At 33.8% G+C, this 17,446-nt stretch carries 9 protein-coding genes; 8 read left to right on the top strand and 1 reads right to left on the bottom strand.

Translation table 11 applies throughout. The annotated features are described in order from the left end of the window. Positions 1 to 112: 112 nt before the first annotated feature. Positions 113 to 2,215: a glycoside hydrolase family 97 protein gene (locus tag OIU80_RS16525; RefSeq protein ID WP_264288089.1), complete on the top strand. Its 2,103-nt coding sequence runs from the start codon at positions 113 to 115 to the stop codon at positions 2,213 to 2,215. A gap of 298 nt (positions 2,216 to 2,513) precedes the next feature. Then, entirely contained in the window at positions 2,514 to 3,482 is a 969-nt protein-coding gene (locus OIU80_RS16520; RefSeq protein ID WP_264288088.1) for a type I phosphomannose isomerase catalytic subunit, read from the top strand. Between the two features lie 127 nt (positions 3,483 to 3,609). Here OIU80_RS16520 and OIU80_RS16515 read toward each other — a convergent pair whose 3' ends face one another. Then, a complete protein-coding gene (locus OIU80_RS16515; protein WP_264288087.1) occupies positions 3,610 to 3,795 on the bottom strand; it encodes a hypothetical protein in 186 nt (61 codons plus the stop codon). Positions 3,796 to 3,971: 176 nt separating this feature from the next. Between OIU80_RS16515 and OIU80_RS16510 the strand changes: the two genes are divergently transcribed. From OIU80_RS16510 to OIU80_RS16485, 6 genes are all read left to right on the top strand, one after another. Then, positions 3,972 to 4,982 carry a LacI family DNA-binding transcriptional regulator gene (locus tag OIU80_RS16510; protein ID WP_264288086.1) on the top strand — a complete coding sequence of 337 codons (1,011 nt, stop codon included), beginning with the start codon at positions 3,972 to 3,974 and terminating at the stop codon, positions 4,980 to 4,982. A gap of 369 nt (positions 4,983 to 5,351) precedes the next feature. Further along, positions 5,352 to 8,441, top strand: a complete 3,090-nt coding sequence (locus tag OIU80_RS16505) for a SusC/RagA family TonB-linked outer membrane protein (RefSeq protein ID WP_264288085.1) — start codon at positions 5,352 to 5,354, stop codon at positions 8,439 to 8,441. A gap of 16 nt (positions 8,442 to 8,457) precedes the next feature. Continuing rightward, the gene (locus OIU80_RS16500; protein ID WP_264288084.1) at positions 8,458 to 9,972 is read left to right on the top strand and encodes a SusD/RagB family nutrient-binding outer membrane lipoprotein; all 1,515 of its coding nucleotides are present in this window, start codon (positions 8,458 to 8,460) and stop codon (positions 9,970 to 9,972) included. Between the two features lie 503 nt (positions 9,973 to 10,475). After that, positions 10,476 to 12,464 (top strand): beta-mannosidase, encoded by a 1,989-nt coding sequence (locus OIU80_RS16495; protein ID WP_264288083.1) that lies wholly within the window; start codon positions 10,476 to 10,478, stop codon positions 12,462 to 12,464. A gap of 315 nt (positions 12,465 to 12,779) precedes the next feature. Continuing rightward, a complete protein-coding gene (locus tag OIU80_RS16490; RefSeq protein ID WP_264288082.1) occupies positions 12,780 to 15,044 on the top strand; it encodes a GH92 family glycosyl hydrolase in 2,265 nt (754 codons plus the stop codon). A 112-nt stretch (positions 15,045 to 15,156) separates the two neighbouring features. Continuing rightward, complete coding sequence (locus tag OIU80_RS16485) at positions 15,157 to 17,442, top strand: GH92 family glycosyl hydrolase (RefSeq protein WP_264288081.1); 2,286 nt, start codon at positions 15,157 to 15,159, stop codon at positions 17,440 to 17,442. Positions 17,443 to 17,446: the final 4 nt, after the last annotated feature.

The raw sequence follows: 17,446 nt of genomic DNA, 5'->3' as shown, positions 1-17,446 counted from the left end.
ATATGTGATTAATTATTTTATAATCATAAAATTCACATTAAGTGTGCAAGTATGGCATTTTTTATTATGTTTGCTAAATCGATTTAGCAATTCATATAACTTTCTTAAAATTATGAAAAATATACTTTTTATCTGCTTTTTTACTTTTGTTTCAACTGCATTTGTAAATGCTCAGGAACTTAAATCGCCCGACGGGAATTTGACTTTAGAGTTTCATTTAAATCCTGAAGGAACGCCAATTTATTCTTTGACTTACAAGAAAAAAGAAGTGATCAAGGAAAGTAAATTGGGCTTTATTATAAAGTCGGATATTATGCTGAACAAAGGTTTTCAGATTGCAGGCACCAAATTTCAGTCAGAAAATAGTACTTGGAAACCAGTTTTAGGAGAACAAAAAGAAATACAAAATCAATACAATGAATTGAAAGCTGAACTTGTTCAAGAGGAAAACAAGCGAAAAATATCAATTTATTTCCGTTTGTTTAATGATGGTTTAGGATTTAGATATGAATTTCCCGTTCAAGATAATTTGCGTCATTTTATTATTCAGGAAGAAACAACAGAGTTTAACTTGACAGGAGATCATAAACTTTTTTGGATTCCGGGTGATTACGATACAAACGAATATAGTTATACGACTTCTAAAATATCAGAAATGCAATCTTTGGTGTATGATGCAGTTCATGTTCCACTTGCAGCACAAACGTCAATTAAAAATTTAGCGACGCAAACTCCTTTAATGATAAAGACGCAAACAGGACTTTATATTAATATTCATGAAGCAGCTTTAAAAAATTATCCAGCAATGTGCCTTAATGTCGATGATAAAACCTATTCGTTAAGTTCGCATCTTGTACCAGACGCTGTGGGTAATAAAGGATACATACAAACAGGAAGTTTTACGCCTTGGCGAACAATTGTTGTAAGTGATGATGCGAGAAATGTTTTGGCTTCAAAAATGATATTGAACCTGAATGAACCTTGTAATTTTGAAGATACTTCTTGGATTAAACCAGTGAAATATATTGGTGTTTGGTGGGAATATTTTACAGGAGGAGGATCTACTTGGGCATATTCGGATAATCAAGATGTTGTTATTGGCTCTACCGATTTCTCTAAATTAAAACCTAATACTACGCATGGAGCGAATACCAAACATGTAAAAGAATATATCGATTTTGCTGCTATAAATGGTTTCGATGCCGTTTTGGTCGAAGGTTGGAACGAAGGCTGGGAAGACAATACTGCCTTTAAGAAAGAACGTATTTATAGTTTTACCAAAGCCTATCCCGATTTTGATGTAAAAGATTTAAGCGACTATGCGAATAAGAAGAATGTAAAAATTATTATGCATCATGAAACGACTTCTTCTACTGCCGAATATGAACGACAATTAAATGACGCATTAAACTTTATGGTCGACAATAATTATAATGCGGTTAAAACAGGATATGTTGGTCCAATTATTCCGAGGGGAGAGCATCATGACGGACAACAAATGGTGAATCATTATACGTATGTTGCTAAAGAAGCTGCGAAGCACAAAATCATGGTAAATTCACATGAAGCAGTTCGACCTACAGGATTACACAGAACTTATCCTAACTGGTTTGCACAAGAATCGGCACGAGGAACTGAGTTTGAAGCTATGGAAGGAATTCATCCTGATCATACTACAATCTTACCATTTACACGTCTTATGGGAGGGCCAATGGATTATACACCTGGAATTTTTCAGGGAGATTTATCAGTTTATGGATCTAAAAAGAACAAGCTAAGCACAACATTAGTAAAACAATTGGCATTGTATGTTACGATGTACAGTCCGTTGCAAATGGCAGCCGATTTACCTGAAAATTATATGCGTTTTAAAGATGCATTTCAGTTTATAAAAGATGTTGCCTTAGATTGGGATGAAACGTATATCCTCGAAGCAGAACCTGGTGATTATATTACCATTGCCAGAAAAACTAAAGGAAAACAAGAATGGTTTGTGGGCGGAATCACAGATGAAAATTCGCGTACAGCTACGATTGATTTTAGTTTCTTACCTGCAGGAAAATCATATACGGCAACGATTTACGAAGACGGAAAAACGGCAGATTACAAAACCAATCCGCAATCATATATTATTCGTAAAGTAACAGTAAATAGTAAAACTAAATTAAAGCAAAAATTAGCCGCAAGCGGTGGTGTGGCAATTTCTATAAAATAAACACAGTTTGTGTATGGTACGCGGATGATACGGATTTCCTAAAGGAAAGACGCTGATAAAAACGGATTTTTTATTTTAAGAATTGATTAAAAAATCTGCTCAATCTGCGAGAAAATAAAATCATTTTAATCTGTGGCTAAACTTTTCTCTCGCAGATCAAGCAGATTTAAGTTAGAGACAAAACAAAGTATTGTTTTAAAATCCGTGTTTATCCGTGTTTTCGCGATAGCGAATCCGCGTCATCCGCGTTCCTTTTTAGACAATCTCAAAAAAAACAATAATTTAAAAAAATAAAAAAATGAGCATAAAAATGTACCCTTTACAATTTGAACCAATCTTAAAAGAAAGAATCTGGGGAGGCGAAAAACTAAAAACAGTTCTTAATAAACCTATCGTTTCTAAAATTACGGGAGAGAGCTGGGAATTATCTACTGTAGAAGGCGATGTAAGCGTTGTTGCAAATGGAGAGCATAAAGGGAAATCTTTAACAGAATTAATAGAGAAACTACCAAACGAAATTTTGGGTACAAGGGTTTATAAACGCTTCGGAAATCAATTCCCATTGCTTTTTAAATATCTAGATGCTCGAGAAGATTTATCGATACAAGTTCATCCTAATGATGAATTGGCAAAGGAGCGCCATAATTCATTTGGTAAAACCGAAATGTGGTATGTGATGCAAGCAGATGCTGATGCAAGGATTATTGTGGGTTTTAAAGAAGATTCTAGTAAAGAAGAATATCTGGAGAATCTAACTAATAATACGTTGGTTTCTATTCTAGATGATGTTAAAGTCAAAGCGGGTGATGTGTTTTTTCTGGAAACAGGAACGGTTCACGCAATTGGAGCTGGATTGGTTGTAGCAGAGATTCAGCAAACATCGGATATTACCTATCGTTTATATGATTTTGATAGAGTAGATGCTCAAGGAAATAAAAGAGAATTGCATGTTGATTTGGCTTTAGATGCTATCAATTACAATAAAGTTGATACGCATAAAAAATACCAAAACATTTTAAATGAGTCTAATGTAGTTGTAGATTGTCCTTATTTTACAACTAATTTTATTCCGTTAAACGGTGAGGTTAAAGTAAATAAAAAAGGAGATACTTTTACAGTCTATATGTGTATTGAAGGAGTTTTTGAAATTGGATATGAAAATGCGATTTATCAATACAAAAAAGGAGATACAGTTTTAATTCCTGCCGCTATAGATGCATATGTGTTAAAAGGAGAAGCATCAATTTTGGAAGTCACTATTTCTTAAAGGAGGTTCTGAGGTACAAAGGTTCTGAGGTTCAAAGGTTCTGAGGTTCAAAGGTTCTGAGGTTCAAAGGTTCTGAGGTTCTGAGGTTTAAAGGTTCTGAGGTTTAAAGGTTTTGAGGTACAAAGGTTCAAAGGTTCAAAGGCTTTGATACCGATACTGATATTGTTACTGCTACTGCTACTGTTACTGTTACTGTTACTGTTACTGTTACTGTTACTGTTACTGTTACTGTTACTGTTACTGTTACTGAATACTGAAACTGAATACTGAAACTGTAAACTGAAACTGTAAACTGCAACTGTAAACTGAACACTAAACACTAAATACTAATTAATCGGTAAAGACTTATAATTGCTGATGATAATACTTATAATTGCCAATAAAATAATGGTTTATTCAAAAAAATAATTACAAAATCGTTTTAGTAACTATTTTTATATATATTTGTGATATAATTAATAACAGCTTAATAAAAAATTAACTCGCTAGATGAAAAAGATTACTATTAAGGATATTGCCACAGAGGCGCAAGTGTCTATATCTACTGTATCTTTTGTCATTAATGATAAAGGCGAAAAAATGGGAATTAGTCCTGCAGTTATTAAAAAAGTGCAAGAAGTTGCCGATAAGCTTAATTATCGACCAAGTATGATTGCGACAAGTCTTAGAACAGGAAAGACTAGATCTATCGGACTTATTGTTGAAGATATTTCGAATCAGTTCTTTGCAGATCTTGCCAGAGTTATAGAAGATGAAGCTAAAAGTATTGATTATAGAGTTTTTTATTGTAGTACAGGAGGAGATGATGAACGTTCTGAAGAGTTGATACATAGTCTTTTGCAGGCAAACGTTGATGGTTTTATAATTACACCAACAGAAAAGCTTGAAAAAAGCATAGATCTTCTTTTAAAATTGCAAAAACCAGTTGTATTAATAGATAGATATTTTCCTGGTCAAAAAGTGAGCCATGTAGTTATGGATAATTACGAAGGTTCACATTCTGCAACCAAATTTTTGTTAGAGAAAGGTCGAAAAAATATTGCTGTTGTTAACACTAACTCAGGAATGATTCAGATGAGACTTAGAGAAGACGGATATAGAGATGCTTTAAAAGAAGAAGGGATTTATGATGATTCGCTTGTGCTTCATATGGATTACAAGAGTAGCGAGGAAAGTAAAATTGCTGCCATATTAGATTTTATGAAAAAGAATCCAAAAATTGATGCTGTTTTATTCCTAGCTAACTATATGGGGCTTGCAGGGCTTCAGGCTTTTAGAGGTATGAAGTTTAGGATTCCAGAGGATATTTCGATTATTAGTTTTGATGATCATGATAGTTTTCGATTACATACTCCAACGATATCAGTTATTGCACAGCCAATTAAAGGAATAGCTGAAAATGCAATAAAATTATTGATGGATCAAATGACAGGAATTAAACCTTTTGTTATTGAAGGGATACGTAAAAAAGGAGATTTAATTATAAGAGAATCGGTATAATAAGATATCGTTTTTTGAAAAAAAGAAATGAAGAAAACGTTAGTTTTTTTTTATTCTTTTTACTAAATCGTTTTAGTAGGATTGTTATGAGAAATTAAAGGATTATTGATTTTTTTGACCTTTTTGCTAAATCGTTTTAGTGAATTTTAGTTGATGAAGTGGATAGTTAATTAGTTTTTTTTAAATGGTTGACTATATCGATTTCTTAGAATATCTGAAAAGGATTTTTTTTCGGAAAATAGGTAACATTCAGGATGAGGTCGACGGGTGCAGTATTAAAATTGAGTCCTCATTTTTTATTAATATTTCAAAAATAAACAAGTCAAACACAAACAAAAATCAAAACAAGGAAACCAAAAACAAACGCTTATGAAACAAATTTTAGCAGTGTTAGCGATGGTAATGTTAAGCAGTTTAGGGGCTGTGGCACAAAATCGATCAATAACTGGCGTAGTAGCAGATGCAGATAACAAAGGAATTGTTTCTGCCACCATTAAGGTAAAAGGAAAATCCATTAGTTCTATAACGGATTCTGAGGGGCGCTTTGCAATGACTATTCCAGAAGGAAAGGTTAGTCTAACAGTATCTTCTATTGGATTTATCACACAATCAATAGAAGTAGGCGAAAATGAAAAAAATATTAATGTAATATTATCTTCAAGTGTAGAAGAGTTAAAAGATGTTGTGATTACCTCATTTGGAGTAAAAAAACAAAAGAAAAGTTTAGGATATGCTGTTGGAGAACTCAAAGGAGATGATTTAACAAAAACTAAAGAAATTAACCTAGGAAATGCACTTCAAGGAAAAATAGCTGGGGTAAATGTTTCTGCACCTACTTCGGGACCATCAGGTTCAAGCCGTGTAGTAATTAGAGGAGCAACTTCGGCTTCGGGACTTAATCAGCCTTTGTATGTTGTAGATGGTATTCCTATTGATAATAGCCAACAAGGAAATGCTAATATGTGGGGTGGGGCAGATAAAGGAGATGGTATGTCTTCATTCAACCCAGATGATATTGCATCTATGTCTGTATTAAAAGGGAGTGCTGCATCGGCACTTTATGGATATAGAGGATCAAATGGAGTTATTTTGATTACAACTAAAAAAGGTAAAGCTGGTAAAGGAATAGGAGTTGATTTTAGCACGAATTCTACATTTAATACTCCAATAAATCTTTTAAAATGGCAAGATCAATATGGTACGGGTGAACCTTTAAATGGTGTTCCTACCAGATATAATAATTTGCAACAGCTTAGAGATAAATATTATAATGCTTGGGGAGATAAATATGATGGAACGCCTTCGCTTTCTCTTGATGGAAAAACTCGACCATATCAGGCGTATGGTAAAGATAACGCAGATAATTTTTACAGAACAGGATATTCTTTTAGCAATACTTTAGCAGTATCTGGAGGGAATGAAAATACAAATTTCAGATTGTCATTTGGAAATACAAAAGATGAGTCAATCTTGCCAGGAACAAACTTTAGAAGGAATAATGTTGCTTTAAATTTGAACTCAAGAGTAAATGAAAAGATAAGTATTGAGGCCAATGCACAATACATTTCTGAAAAAAGCCACAACAGACCCTATTTGAATGATTCTCCAAGAAACGCATCTTACCCTATTACTTTTTTAACACCAGCAACAGATATTAGATGGTTAAGTAATGGATATGATGCAAATGGAGGTGAAGCAGATTATTTTGGAGCTAACACCTATCAAACCAATCCTTATTTTGCAACGCAAGAAGATCTGAATAATGATCTTAGAAAACGTTTTATTGGTTCTACTAAAGTAAATTATAATATTACAGATAAAATTTACGCTAAAGCGGTGATCGGTATAGATGATATTAATTACGAATATACCGAAATTGAGCCTACTGGAATTAACTATCTTCCAGGGGGATCTTATGAAAATAGAGTTGAAACCCGTTCAGAGGTTAATGCATCTGGTTATTTAGGATATAAAGGCGATATAGCAAAAGACCTTACATTGGATGCTTTTGTTGGAGCAAATCGTCAGCATAACAGATTTAGCGGTATTAAAATGAAAGGAAATAACTTTATTGTACCGTTTAAATATTTTTATGGAAACACTATGCCAGACAAAACAGAGAAATTGTATTCAGAAAGTGAAGTAAACTCTCTTTTTTATTCTGCTGATTTAGGTTATAAAAATTTCTTATACTTAAATGTAACTGGTCGCGAAGATTGGTTCTCGACTTTAAATCCAGAAGACAACAGTACTTTTTATCCGTCTGTGAGTACAAGTTTTGTTTATTCAGAAGTTATTAATTTTCCTGAGTGGATGTCTTACGGTAAAATTAGAGCAGGTTGGGGTAACGTAGGAGGAGCATTACCAGATGCTTATGCTTTAGCTTTAACATATACTGCACCAGATGGACAAACAGATGCTCAGGGACAACCTATTTTAGGAGTTAATGGAGAAACCGTTCCAAATAAATACTTAAAACCATATAATGTAAGTACAATCGAATTTGGTTTTGAAAATACATTTTTCAATAATAGAGTTAGTACAGATTTGACTTTTTACCGTAAGAAAACAACTAATGATATCTCTGATGCCGATATTTCTCAAGCTTCGGGTTATAGAACGACCAAAATTAATGTGGGCGAAATACAAAATCAAGGAGTTGAGTTTGCTGTAAATGTAAAAGCTATAAAAACACCAAATTTTAGTTGGAATGTAGGTTATAATTTTGCTTATAATCAAAGTGAAGTACTTAGTCTATCTGATAAAATCAATACAAAAACACTTGAAAGAGATAGAAATTCAAACGCTTTTGTAGTTTTAGAAAAAGGACAACCTTTCGGAATAATTAAAGCATACGATTATTTAAGAGATGAAAATGGAAAAATCCTATTAAGTTCAGATGGTAAATTCATGAGAGGAGACTTAATTGTAGCTGGACAAGGAGTTGCTCCAACTTCAATGGGACTTTCAAATGATTTTACGTATAAAAATTTGACACTTTCGGTTTTTGTTGATGCTAAATTTGGAGGAGATATTTACTCAGCAACAAACCAAAAAGGAACAGAATATGGATTATCAGATAACACACTTGATGGACGTGAGGGAGGAATTGCAGTAACTGGTAAGGATCCTGCTGGAGGTGCTGTTAATGAGCAAGTTTCGGCTTATGATTACTGGAGAAGTTATAGCGATATAACATCAAATTTTGTTTATAATGCAGATTTTATTAAGCTAAGAGCTGTTTCTTTAAGCTATAATTTTCCGAAAGCATATCTTGCAAATTCACCATTTCAATCTATTAGTTTAGCATTCTCTGCACATAATTTGTGGACAATTTATAGTAATACACCTAATATTGATCCAGAATCAAATTATTCTAATAGTAATGCACAAGGACTTGAAAGAGCATCTATGCCTTTGACTAGAAACTACGGACTAACTCTTAATGTCAAATTCTAATAATAAAAATTGTAAGATGAAAAATAAATATATAAAACTATTTTGTATCGCAATTGTTAGTGCAATGACATTGACAGCATGTGATAACGGATTCGAGGAATTAAATAAGAATCCAAATGCCTTAACAGATCCCGCACCAAAATCGATGTTTACGCTTGCCGAAATATATATCGATGGACAAGATTATTCGAATACAAGAGGAAACAATGGATATGCAGCTCAAATAGTGCAACACTTTGCTTCATTAGGAGGACCAGGTTCAAAATATATCTATGTATCAGAGTATTCGGGCTCTTTGTTTGGAGAATCATACGGTAAGGGATTAAATCAAATTTTCCAGTTGTTATCAGTTTTACCAGATACGCCAGAAAATTCAAATATGATTCAGGCTTGTAGAATCATGAAAGTATTCATGTTCCAGAAATTGACAGATACTTATGGAGAAATTCCATATTTTGAAGCTGGTAAAGGATATAATGGAAACATTTTTGCTCCCAAATATGATACACAACAAGCCATCTACAATGATTTATTAAAAGAGTTAGATGAGGCAGGCAGTGCATTAGACGCTAATAAATCTTTTGTAGGTAATGCTGATTTATTTTACCAAAGTGATGTAGCAAAATGGAAAAAATTTGCGAATTCATTGATGTTGAGAGTGGCAATGCGTTTGTCTAAAGTAGATCCAGCAAAATCAAAGGAATTTGTAGAAAAAGCAGTTGCGAAAGGTGTTTTTAATTCAAATACTGATAGTGCAGTACTAAAACACGATCCAAGTCCACAAGGAGTTAAAACAAATCCAATTACTTCTTCTTGGGTTATGAATGACTTGAATAAAGGTGAAGCTAACATTAAATACAGTAAAACTTTTATAGATTTATTAAAAAATACAAATGATCCACGTTTAAGAATTTATGCTAAATTAGAAGCTTCAGGAGATAATAATCCTGCTAATCAACAAGGGCTTGCTAATGATGCAAAAGAATTCCCAGGTGGAGATAAAAAGCTTTTCTCAGACCCAAATACTTCTACAGTATTACGTTTAGATGCGCCAACTTTAATTATGTCTTATGCCGAAGTACAATTTTTATTGGCAGAAGCAGCAGTAAAAGGATGGAATGTTTCAGGAACAGCACAGCAACATTATGAGGATGGAGTAAAAGGAGCAATGCAAGGTTTAACCATTTTTGGAGACAAAGTGCCAGCAGTTACAACAGCAGAGTATGACGCTTATATTGCAGCTTATCCTTTTAAAACCACAGGAACAGAAGCTCAGAAAATAGAGCAGATTATAACTCAAAAATGGATTGTTTTATTATTTAATGGTTTCGAAGCTTTTTCTGAGTGGAGAAGAACAGGATATCCAGTTTTAGCACCAGTTAATGATCCTTTAGGTGATACTAATGGTATTATCCCAAGGAGATTAATATACGATCAAACAGAGTTAATAACAAATGGAGCCAACTACAAGGAAGCAATACAACGCCAAGGGTTAGACTTAATGACAACCAGAATTTGGTGGGACAAATAATTAATATTGGTTAGGTTAGTTAAAATAAGTCGGGTAGGAGGGTACCTCCCGGCTTATTTTTTAAATTTCTATTTTGATTATATAAAAAAACAGTTGTTATAAAGAGGTTAATATATTGTTTTTTTAGTACCTTTTTTTTCGCAAACAGTAAAATTGCTTTCGCTGAAAAAAATGGAATTACTTTTAATATAACTTAAGAATCTGGTGACATTGGTTATAGATTTTATATTGGATAAATAGATTTCTTAAAACATTAAAAACTGCTCTTGCAATATACTGTAGAGAATGCGTAAACAAGTTTAAGTTTGGCAGCTGTAAAAAAGAAAATATGTTTAGATATTTTTGTTAGTTACTTTAATTCTAAGATATAAAACTTAAAAGAGAAGGAATTAATTGTGAGGGCAATTATCCTTCTCCTCTGCCAACGCTTAATGACTACTATTCTTTACAAAAAAACACTTAAAAAAATTAGACCTAAATAATAATTTTATTACACAGTAAAAATGGAATGTAAAAAAAGCTTTTATTGGTTTGTCGGCATTTGTCTTGCAAATTTTTCATTTGCAGTTCGTGCTCAAAATATTGATATAAAAAAAGGTTGGGAATACCGCGAAACAAAAACTGAAAAATGGTATCCAGCAACAGTTCCTGGAGAGATACATACCGATTTGTTAAACAACAAATTAATATCAGACCCTTTTTATCGGGACAATGAGAAAAAACTAGAATGGATAGAAAAGAAAGATTGGGAGTATAAAACTAGCTTTCAGGTTACGCCAGCAACGTTTAAGAAAAAAAATGCAGAACTAGTTTTTGACGGACTAGACACTTATGCAACAGTTTACCTGAACAATCAATTGGTTTTAAAAGCGGATAATATGTTCCGCCAATGGAAAGTTGATGTAAAGAAAATAATCAAATCAGGAAATAATGATTTGGTAATCGTATTTAAATCAGCACAAAATGTAGTCGATTCGCTTGCCAAGAAAGATTTGCCATTTGTAATTCCAGATAATCCTCGTGCGTATGTGCGTAAAGCGCAGTATCATTTTGGATGGGATTGGGGACCAAAATTCACCACTTGCGGAATATGGAAAACACCACGATTAGAAGCTTATGACGAAAAAACTCCAGAGAAACCGTATGTACTTAACCGTAAAATAGAGTTAGTACAACAACCAGATAGCTTAGGAAAATCATTTTATTTTAAAATTGATGGAAAGCCTGTGTATATGAAAGGAGCCAATTACATTCCTTCGGATGCATTTCTTTCTAGAGTAACTAAAAAGGAATATGAGAAAGTAGTTGGTATGGCAAAAGATGCCAATATGAATATGCTGCGTATTTGGGGCGGAGGAGTTTATGAAGATGATTATTTTTATGACTTATGCGATAAATACGGAATTAATGTTTGGCAGGATTTTATGTTTGCAGGAACAATGGTACCGGGAGACGATGCTTTTTTCGACAATGTAAAAAAAGAAGTTCAATATCAAGTAAAACGCTTGCGTCATCATCCGAGTATTGTTTTGTGGTGCGGAAATAACGAAGCCGACGAAGCATTTAAAAACTGGGGATGGCAGAAAAGTATGAATATGTCCAAACAAGATTCAACACGTTTATGGAAAGATTATGTTCGTTTGTTTCAGGATAGTATCCCAAAATGGGTAAAAGAAGTTGATAATAAACGACCATACATTAGTTCGTCACCATTGTTTCACTGGTCGAAAGAAAAAAGTATTACCGAGGGTGATAGCCATTATTGGGGAACTTGGTGGGGATTAGAAGATGTAGAAGCGGTACAGAATAAAACAGGACGTTTTGTTAGTGAGTACGGAATGCAAGCGATGCCAAATTATTCGTCAATCGAAAAATTTACTCTACCAGAAGATCGATATTTATATTCTGATATTTTACAAGCGCATCAAAAAGCAGGAAAAGGATTCATGAAATTAGATTCCTATCTAAACCGTTATTTTATAGATTCGACCAAAATAAAGAAAATGAATGTCGAAGATTATACATACCTCACACAATGCTTGCAATATTATTCGCTTAAAAATATTATCGGAATTCACCGTTCTAAAGCACCTTATAATATGGGAACATTGGTTTGGCAACTTAACGATTGCTGGCCAGTAGCAAGTTGGAGTGTAACCGATTATTATGATCGCCAACCCAAAGCAGCTTGGTATGCCATGAAAGAAGCGTATCGTGATGATATAAAACCAGAAATTGATTTGACACGTCCGATAGATTTAAAACTGGAAGACCCAAAAATTACATGGAAAATACAAGGGAACAAACTGACTCTGAAAGCTTCAAAATTTGCTAAGTATGTAAATGTTTCCATAAAAGGATATACAGGAAAATGGAGCGATAATTACATCGACTTAAATGCTGGAGAAGAAAGAACAATTACGTTTGAAGGAAAAATAACAAAACCAGAAGTGAAAGTTTATTCTCTGTATGATGTTTTAAAGAGGTACTAAGGCTCTGAGGTACAAAGGTTCTAAGGGTTTTAGGGATAGAGGTTTTTTAGGGACAGAGGTTCAAAGGAACAAAGCGACAAAGCGACAAAGGTTTTCTGTAGAGACGCACCGCGGTGCATCTAATTTACTAACTCTGCGGTTAATTTTTACTTTAAAACAAAAGAAATTAACGAAAAACCTTTGCGACCTCTGCGTAAAACCTTGCGCCCTTTGCGGTTAAATTTTTATGTTAAAAATTAAAAAAATATCTGTGTAAATCAGTTTAATCTGTCTCATCTGTGGGCATTTACGCAAGTTAAATAAAAAACGAATAAAATGATTACAAAATATAAACACATTGTTTTCTCTATAATTATGCTGGTTAATTTACCTGCAATTTCACAGGAAAAGAAAGCAAAACAAACTAGTATAGATTATACCAAATATGTAGATCCGTTTATAGGATCTGCAGGACACGGACACGTATTTGTGGGAGCTAATGTTCCTTTTGGAGCAGTACAATTAGGACCAGTAAATATTTTTGAAGGTTGGGATTGGTGCAGTGGGTATAACTACGCCAGTAATACTATATTAGGATTCACACACACACATTTAAGCGGAACAGGAATTGGAGATTTAAACGATATCCTTTTGTTGCCAGTATCAGGAAAAGTGCCACTTACCAAAGGAACAAAAGAAGATATGGTTACTGGTTATGGATCTTATTTCTCTCATAAAAACGAAGTAAGCAAAGCAGGATATTACAGTGTTTTACTCGATAAATATAAAATAAAAGCAGAGCTAACTGCTAGTGAAAGAGTAGGTTTTCATAAATACACGTTTAATACCACTACAGATAATCACGTATTATTAGATCTTGCCGATGGCGTAGGATGGGATAAACCAGTAAAAACATTCATAAAAAAGATAAACGAAACTACCCTTGTAGGATATAGATATTCTGCAGGTTGGGCTACTGATCAACGTATCTTTTTTACAATCGAATTCTCTGACCCAATTGCTAATATGGCATTGTACGATAACACAACAGCAGTTGCAGGTAACGAAGGCGAAGCAGTACGAATGAAAGCAGTTTTAGATTTCAAGGCTTTAAAAAACAAACAAGTTTTAGTAAAAGTTGGAATATCTCCAGTAAGTTATGAAAATGCTGCTGCAAATATCAAAGCGGAGATTCCGAATTGGGATTTTAATGCAGTAGTAAAAGAAGCAACTTCAAAATGGAACAAAGAACTCAATAAGATACAGATAAAAGCAGATGATAAAACCATGAAGGTTTTTTATACTGCCATGTATCATACGATGTTTGCACCATCAATCTTTAATGATGTAAATGGAGATTATAGAGGAACAGATAAAAAAGTATACGAAAAAGCAAATTTCACCAATTACACTACTTTTTCACTTTGGGATACGTATCGTGCATTGCATCCTTTATACACGATTACGCATCCAGATAAAATCAATGATATTGTTAAATCATTTTTGGCAATCTACGAGCAACAAGGCAGATTACCAGTTTGGCACTTAATGGGGAATGAAACCAATACAATGAATGGTAATCACTCGATTGCAGTTATTGTAGATGCCTACATGAAAGGATATAGAGATTATGATGTGGCATTAGCTTATGAAGCCATCAAAAAAACAGCTATGCAAACGCGCGAGGGAATGGATTATGTTCAAAAACTAGAATATATTCCTGCGGATAAATTGTTGGAATCAGTTGGGAATGCTTTAGAATATGCTATTGATGATTATTGTATAGCATTAATGGCAAAATCATTGGGTAATACAGATGATTATAACTATTTCACCAAAAGAGCCAATTTGTACAAGCTTTATTTCGATAAAGAAACCACATTCATGAGAGGAAAGTTAACCGACGGAAATTGGAGAACACCATTTAACCCGCTTTCATCAGCACATCGTAAAGACGATTATGTCGAAGGAAATGCGTGGCAATACACATGGTTAGTACCACAAGATCCTTACGGTTTAATAGAATTATTTGGAAGTGAAGATAAATTTCTTGCCAAGTTAGATTCATTATTCCTGATAACAGATAAAGTAGAAGGCGAAGAAATTTCACCAGATATCAGTGGATTAATTGGGCAATATGCACAAGGAAACGAACCAAATCATCATATTCCATATTTGTATGCATATGCAGGACAACCTTGGAAAACGGCTAAACTAATTCGTGAAATTGATGAGAAATTCTACTCGACAAAACCAGATGGATTATGTGGAAACGAGGATTTAGGACAAATGTCGGCTTGGTATGTATTCTCATCAATGGGATTCTATTCAGTTAATCCCGCAAATGGAATTTATGTATTAGGAAGCCCGTTAGTAAATACCGCTACAATTCATCATAAAGAAGGTATTTCATTTACATTGAATGCAGTAAACAATAGCAAAACAAATATCTATATCCAAAAAGCAGAGTACAACGGAAAACCATACACAAAATCATACATCACACACGATATGATTGTAAAAGGTGGAGAACTAAAATTGTATATGGGAAGCAAACCATCGGTAACTTTTGGAGTAAAGAAAGAAGACAGACCGCTTTAATTTTAGAATATAGATTTTAGATTTAAGAAGTCAGAAGATTTTAGTCGCAGTTTACAGTCACAGTTTTTAGCCTAAAGCCTATAGCTTAAAGCCTAAAGCAAAAAAATAAAATATGAAAATAAAGAGTTTAATTTTTTTAGGGATATTACAATGCTGCATTTTTGTAAATGCACAAGTTAAAACTTTAGATCCAGTAGAATATGTAAATCCATTAATGGGAACACAGTCTTTGCATAGTCTTTCTAACGGAAATACCTATCCTGCAATTTGCAGACCATGGGGAATGAACTTCTGGACACCACAAACTGGAAAAATGGGTGACGGATGGGCGTATGTTTATACTGCCGAAAAGATTAGAGGATTCAAACAAACACATCAACCTTCGCCTTGGATGAATGATTACGGACAGTTTTCGATCATGCCAGTAACCGGAAAGCTGAGTTTTGCAGAAGACGAAAGAGGAAGCTGGTTCAGCCATAAAGCTGAGGTTACCAAACCTTATTATTACAGTGTATATCTGGCCGATTATGATGTTACAACAGAAATTACAGCAACAGAAAGAGCAGCACATTTTCAGATTACATTTCCAGAAAACGAACAATCTTCAATTGTAATTGACGCATTTGATAAAGGTTCTTATATCAAAATCATTCCATCTGAGAATAAGATTATAGGATATACAACTCGTAATAGTGGTGGTGTTTCAGAGAATTTTAAGAACTATTTTGTATTGGAATTCGATAAGCCATTTTCGACAAATTATACATGGCACGATAAGGTTTTAGAAAAGGATAAACTAGAATTAAAAGACAATCATGTAGGCGCAATAGTTGGTTTTAAAACTAAAAAAGGAGAGAAAGTAAACGTAAAAGTAGCATCATCTTTTATCAGCATAGAACAAGCAGAGCTGAATTTGAAGAACGAATTAGGAAAAGCAACTTTTGATGAAACTGTAGCTGAATCAAAACAAGAATGGAACAAAATTTTAGGAAAACTCACAGTAGAAGGAGGTAGCGAAGAACAGTTAAAAACTTTTTACTCTTGTTTATACCGTACCGTTTGTTTTCCACAGAAACAGTACGAAATAGATGCTGATGGTAAAATTATGCATTACAGCCCTTATAATGGCAAAGTGTTACCGGGTTATATGTATGCTGGGACAGGATTTTGGGATACTTTCAGAGCTTTATATCCTCTGCTTAATTTAATGTATCCTTCGATAAATAAAGAAATGCAAGAAGGATTAATCAATGATTACAAAGAAGGCGGATTCTTGCCAGAATGGTCAAGTCCAGGGTTTAGAAATGTAATGGTTGGAAATAATTCGGCATCAGTAGTTTCAGATGCTTACATAAAAGGATTGCGAGGATATGATATAAACAAATTGTACGAAGCCTTGTTGCATGGAGCCAATAATGAAGGTCCAATGGATGCAGTAGGAAGAAGAGGAGTGGAGTATTACAACACTTTGGGCTATGTTCCTTATGATGTTAAGATTAATGAAAATGCAGCCAGAACATTAGAATATGCTTATGATGATTTTACGATTTGGAAATTGGCGAAAGCTTTAAACCGTCCGAAAAAAGAAATTAGTTTATTCGAAAAACGAATGATGAACTATAAGAATCTTTATAACCCAGAAATCGGATTGATGAGCGGTAGAAATAAAGATGGAAGCTTTCCGAAAAATTTCAATCCGTTTAAATGGGGAGATGCATTTACTGAAGGGAATGCGTGGCATTACAGCTGGAGTGTTTTTCATGACGTAAATGGTTTGATTGATTTAATGGGTGGCGAGAAAAAATTCACAGCCAAATTAGATGCTGTTTTCACAACTCCTCCAGTTTTTGATGATAGTTATTACGGAGCAGTTATTCATGAAATACGCGAAATGCAAATCATGAATATGGGACAATATGCACACGGAAATCAGCCTATCCAACACATGATTTATTTGTATAATTATGCAGGCGAACCTTGGAAAACGCAATATTGGTCCAGAGAAGTAATGGATCGTTTGTACAAACCAACTCCAGATGGATATTGTGGAGATGAGGATAACGGACAAACTTCGGCTTGGTATGTTTTCTCTGCAATGGGATTTTATCCAGTTTGTCCCGGAACAGACGAATATGTTCTAGGAGCACCATTATTTAAGAAAGTAACTTTACAATTAGAAAATGGAAAGCAACTTATTATAAACGCACCAAATAATTCAGAAACAAACAAATACGTTCAGGATTTAAAATGGAATAATGCAACTCATACCAAAAATTATATTAATCATTTTGACGTACTAAAAGGTGGTGAATTAAATTTTGACATGAACAGCAAACCTAATTTACAAAGAGGAACTTCAGCAAGTGCCTACCCATATTCTTATTCAACTTCAAAATAATACT

It is taken from the genome of Flavobacterium frigoritolerans, from assembly GCF_025847275.1.
Classification (GTDB): Bacteria; Bacteroidota; Bacteroidia; order Flavobacteriales; family Flavobacteriaceae; genus Flavobacterium; species Flavobacterium frigoritolerans.
The sequence above is the reverse complement of the archived record's forward strand: the minus strand, read 5'-3'. Positions and strand labels throughout refer to the sequence as shown.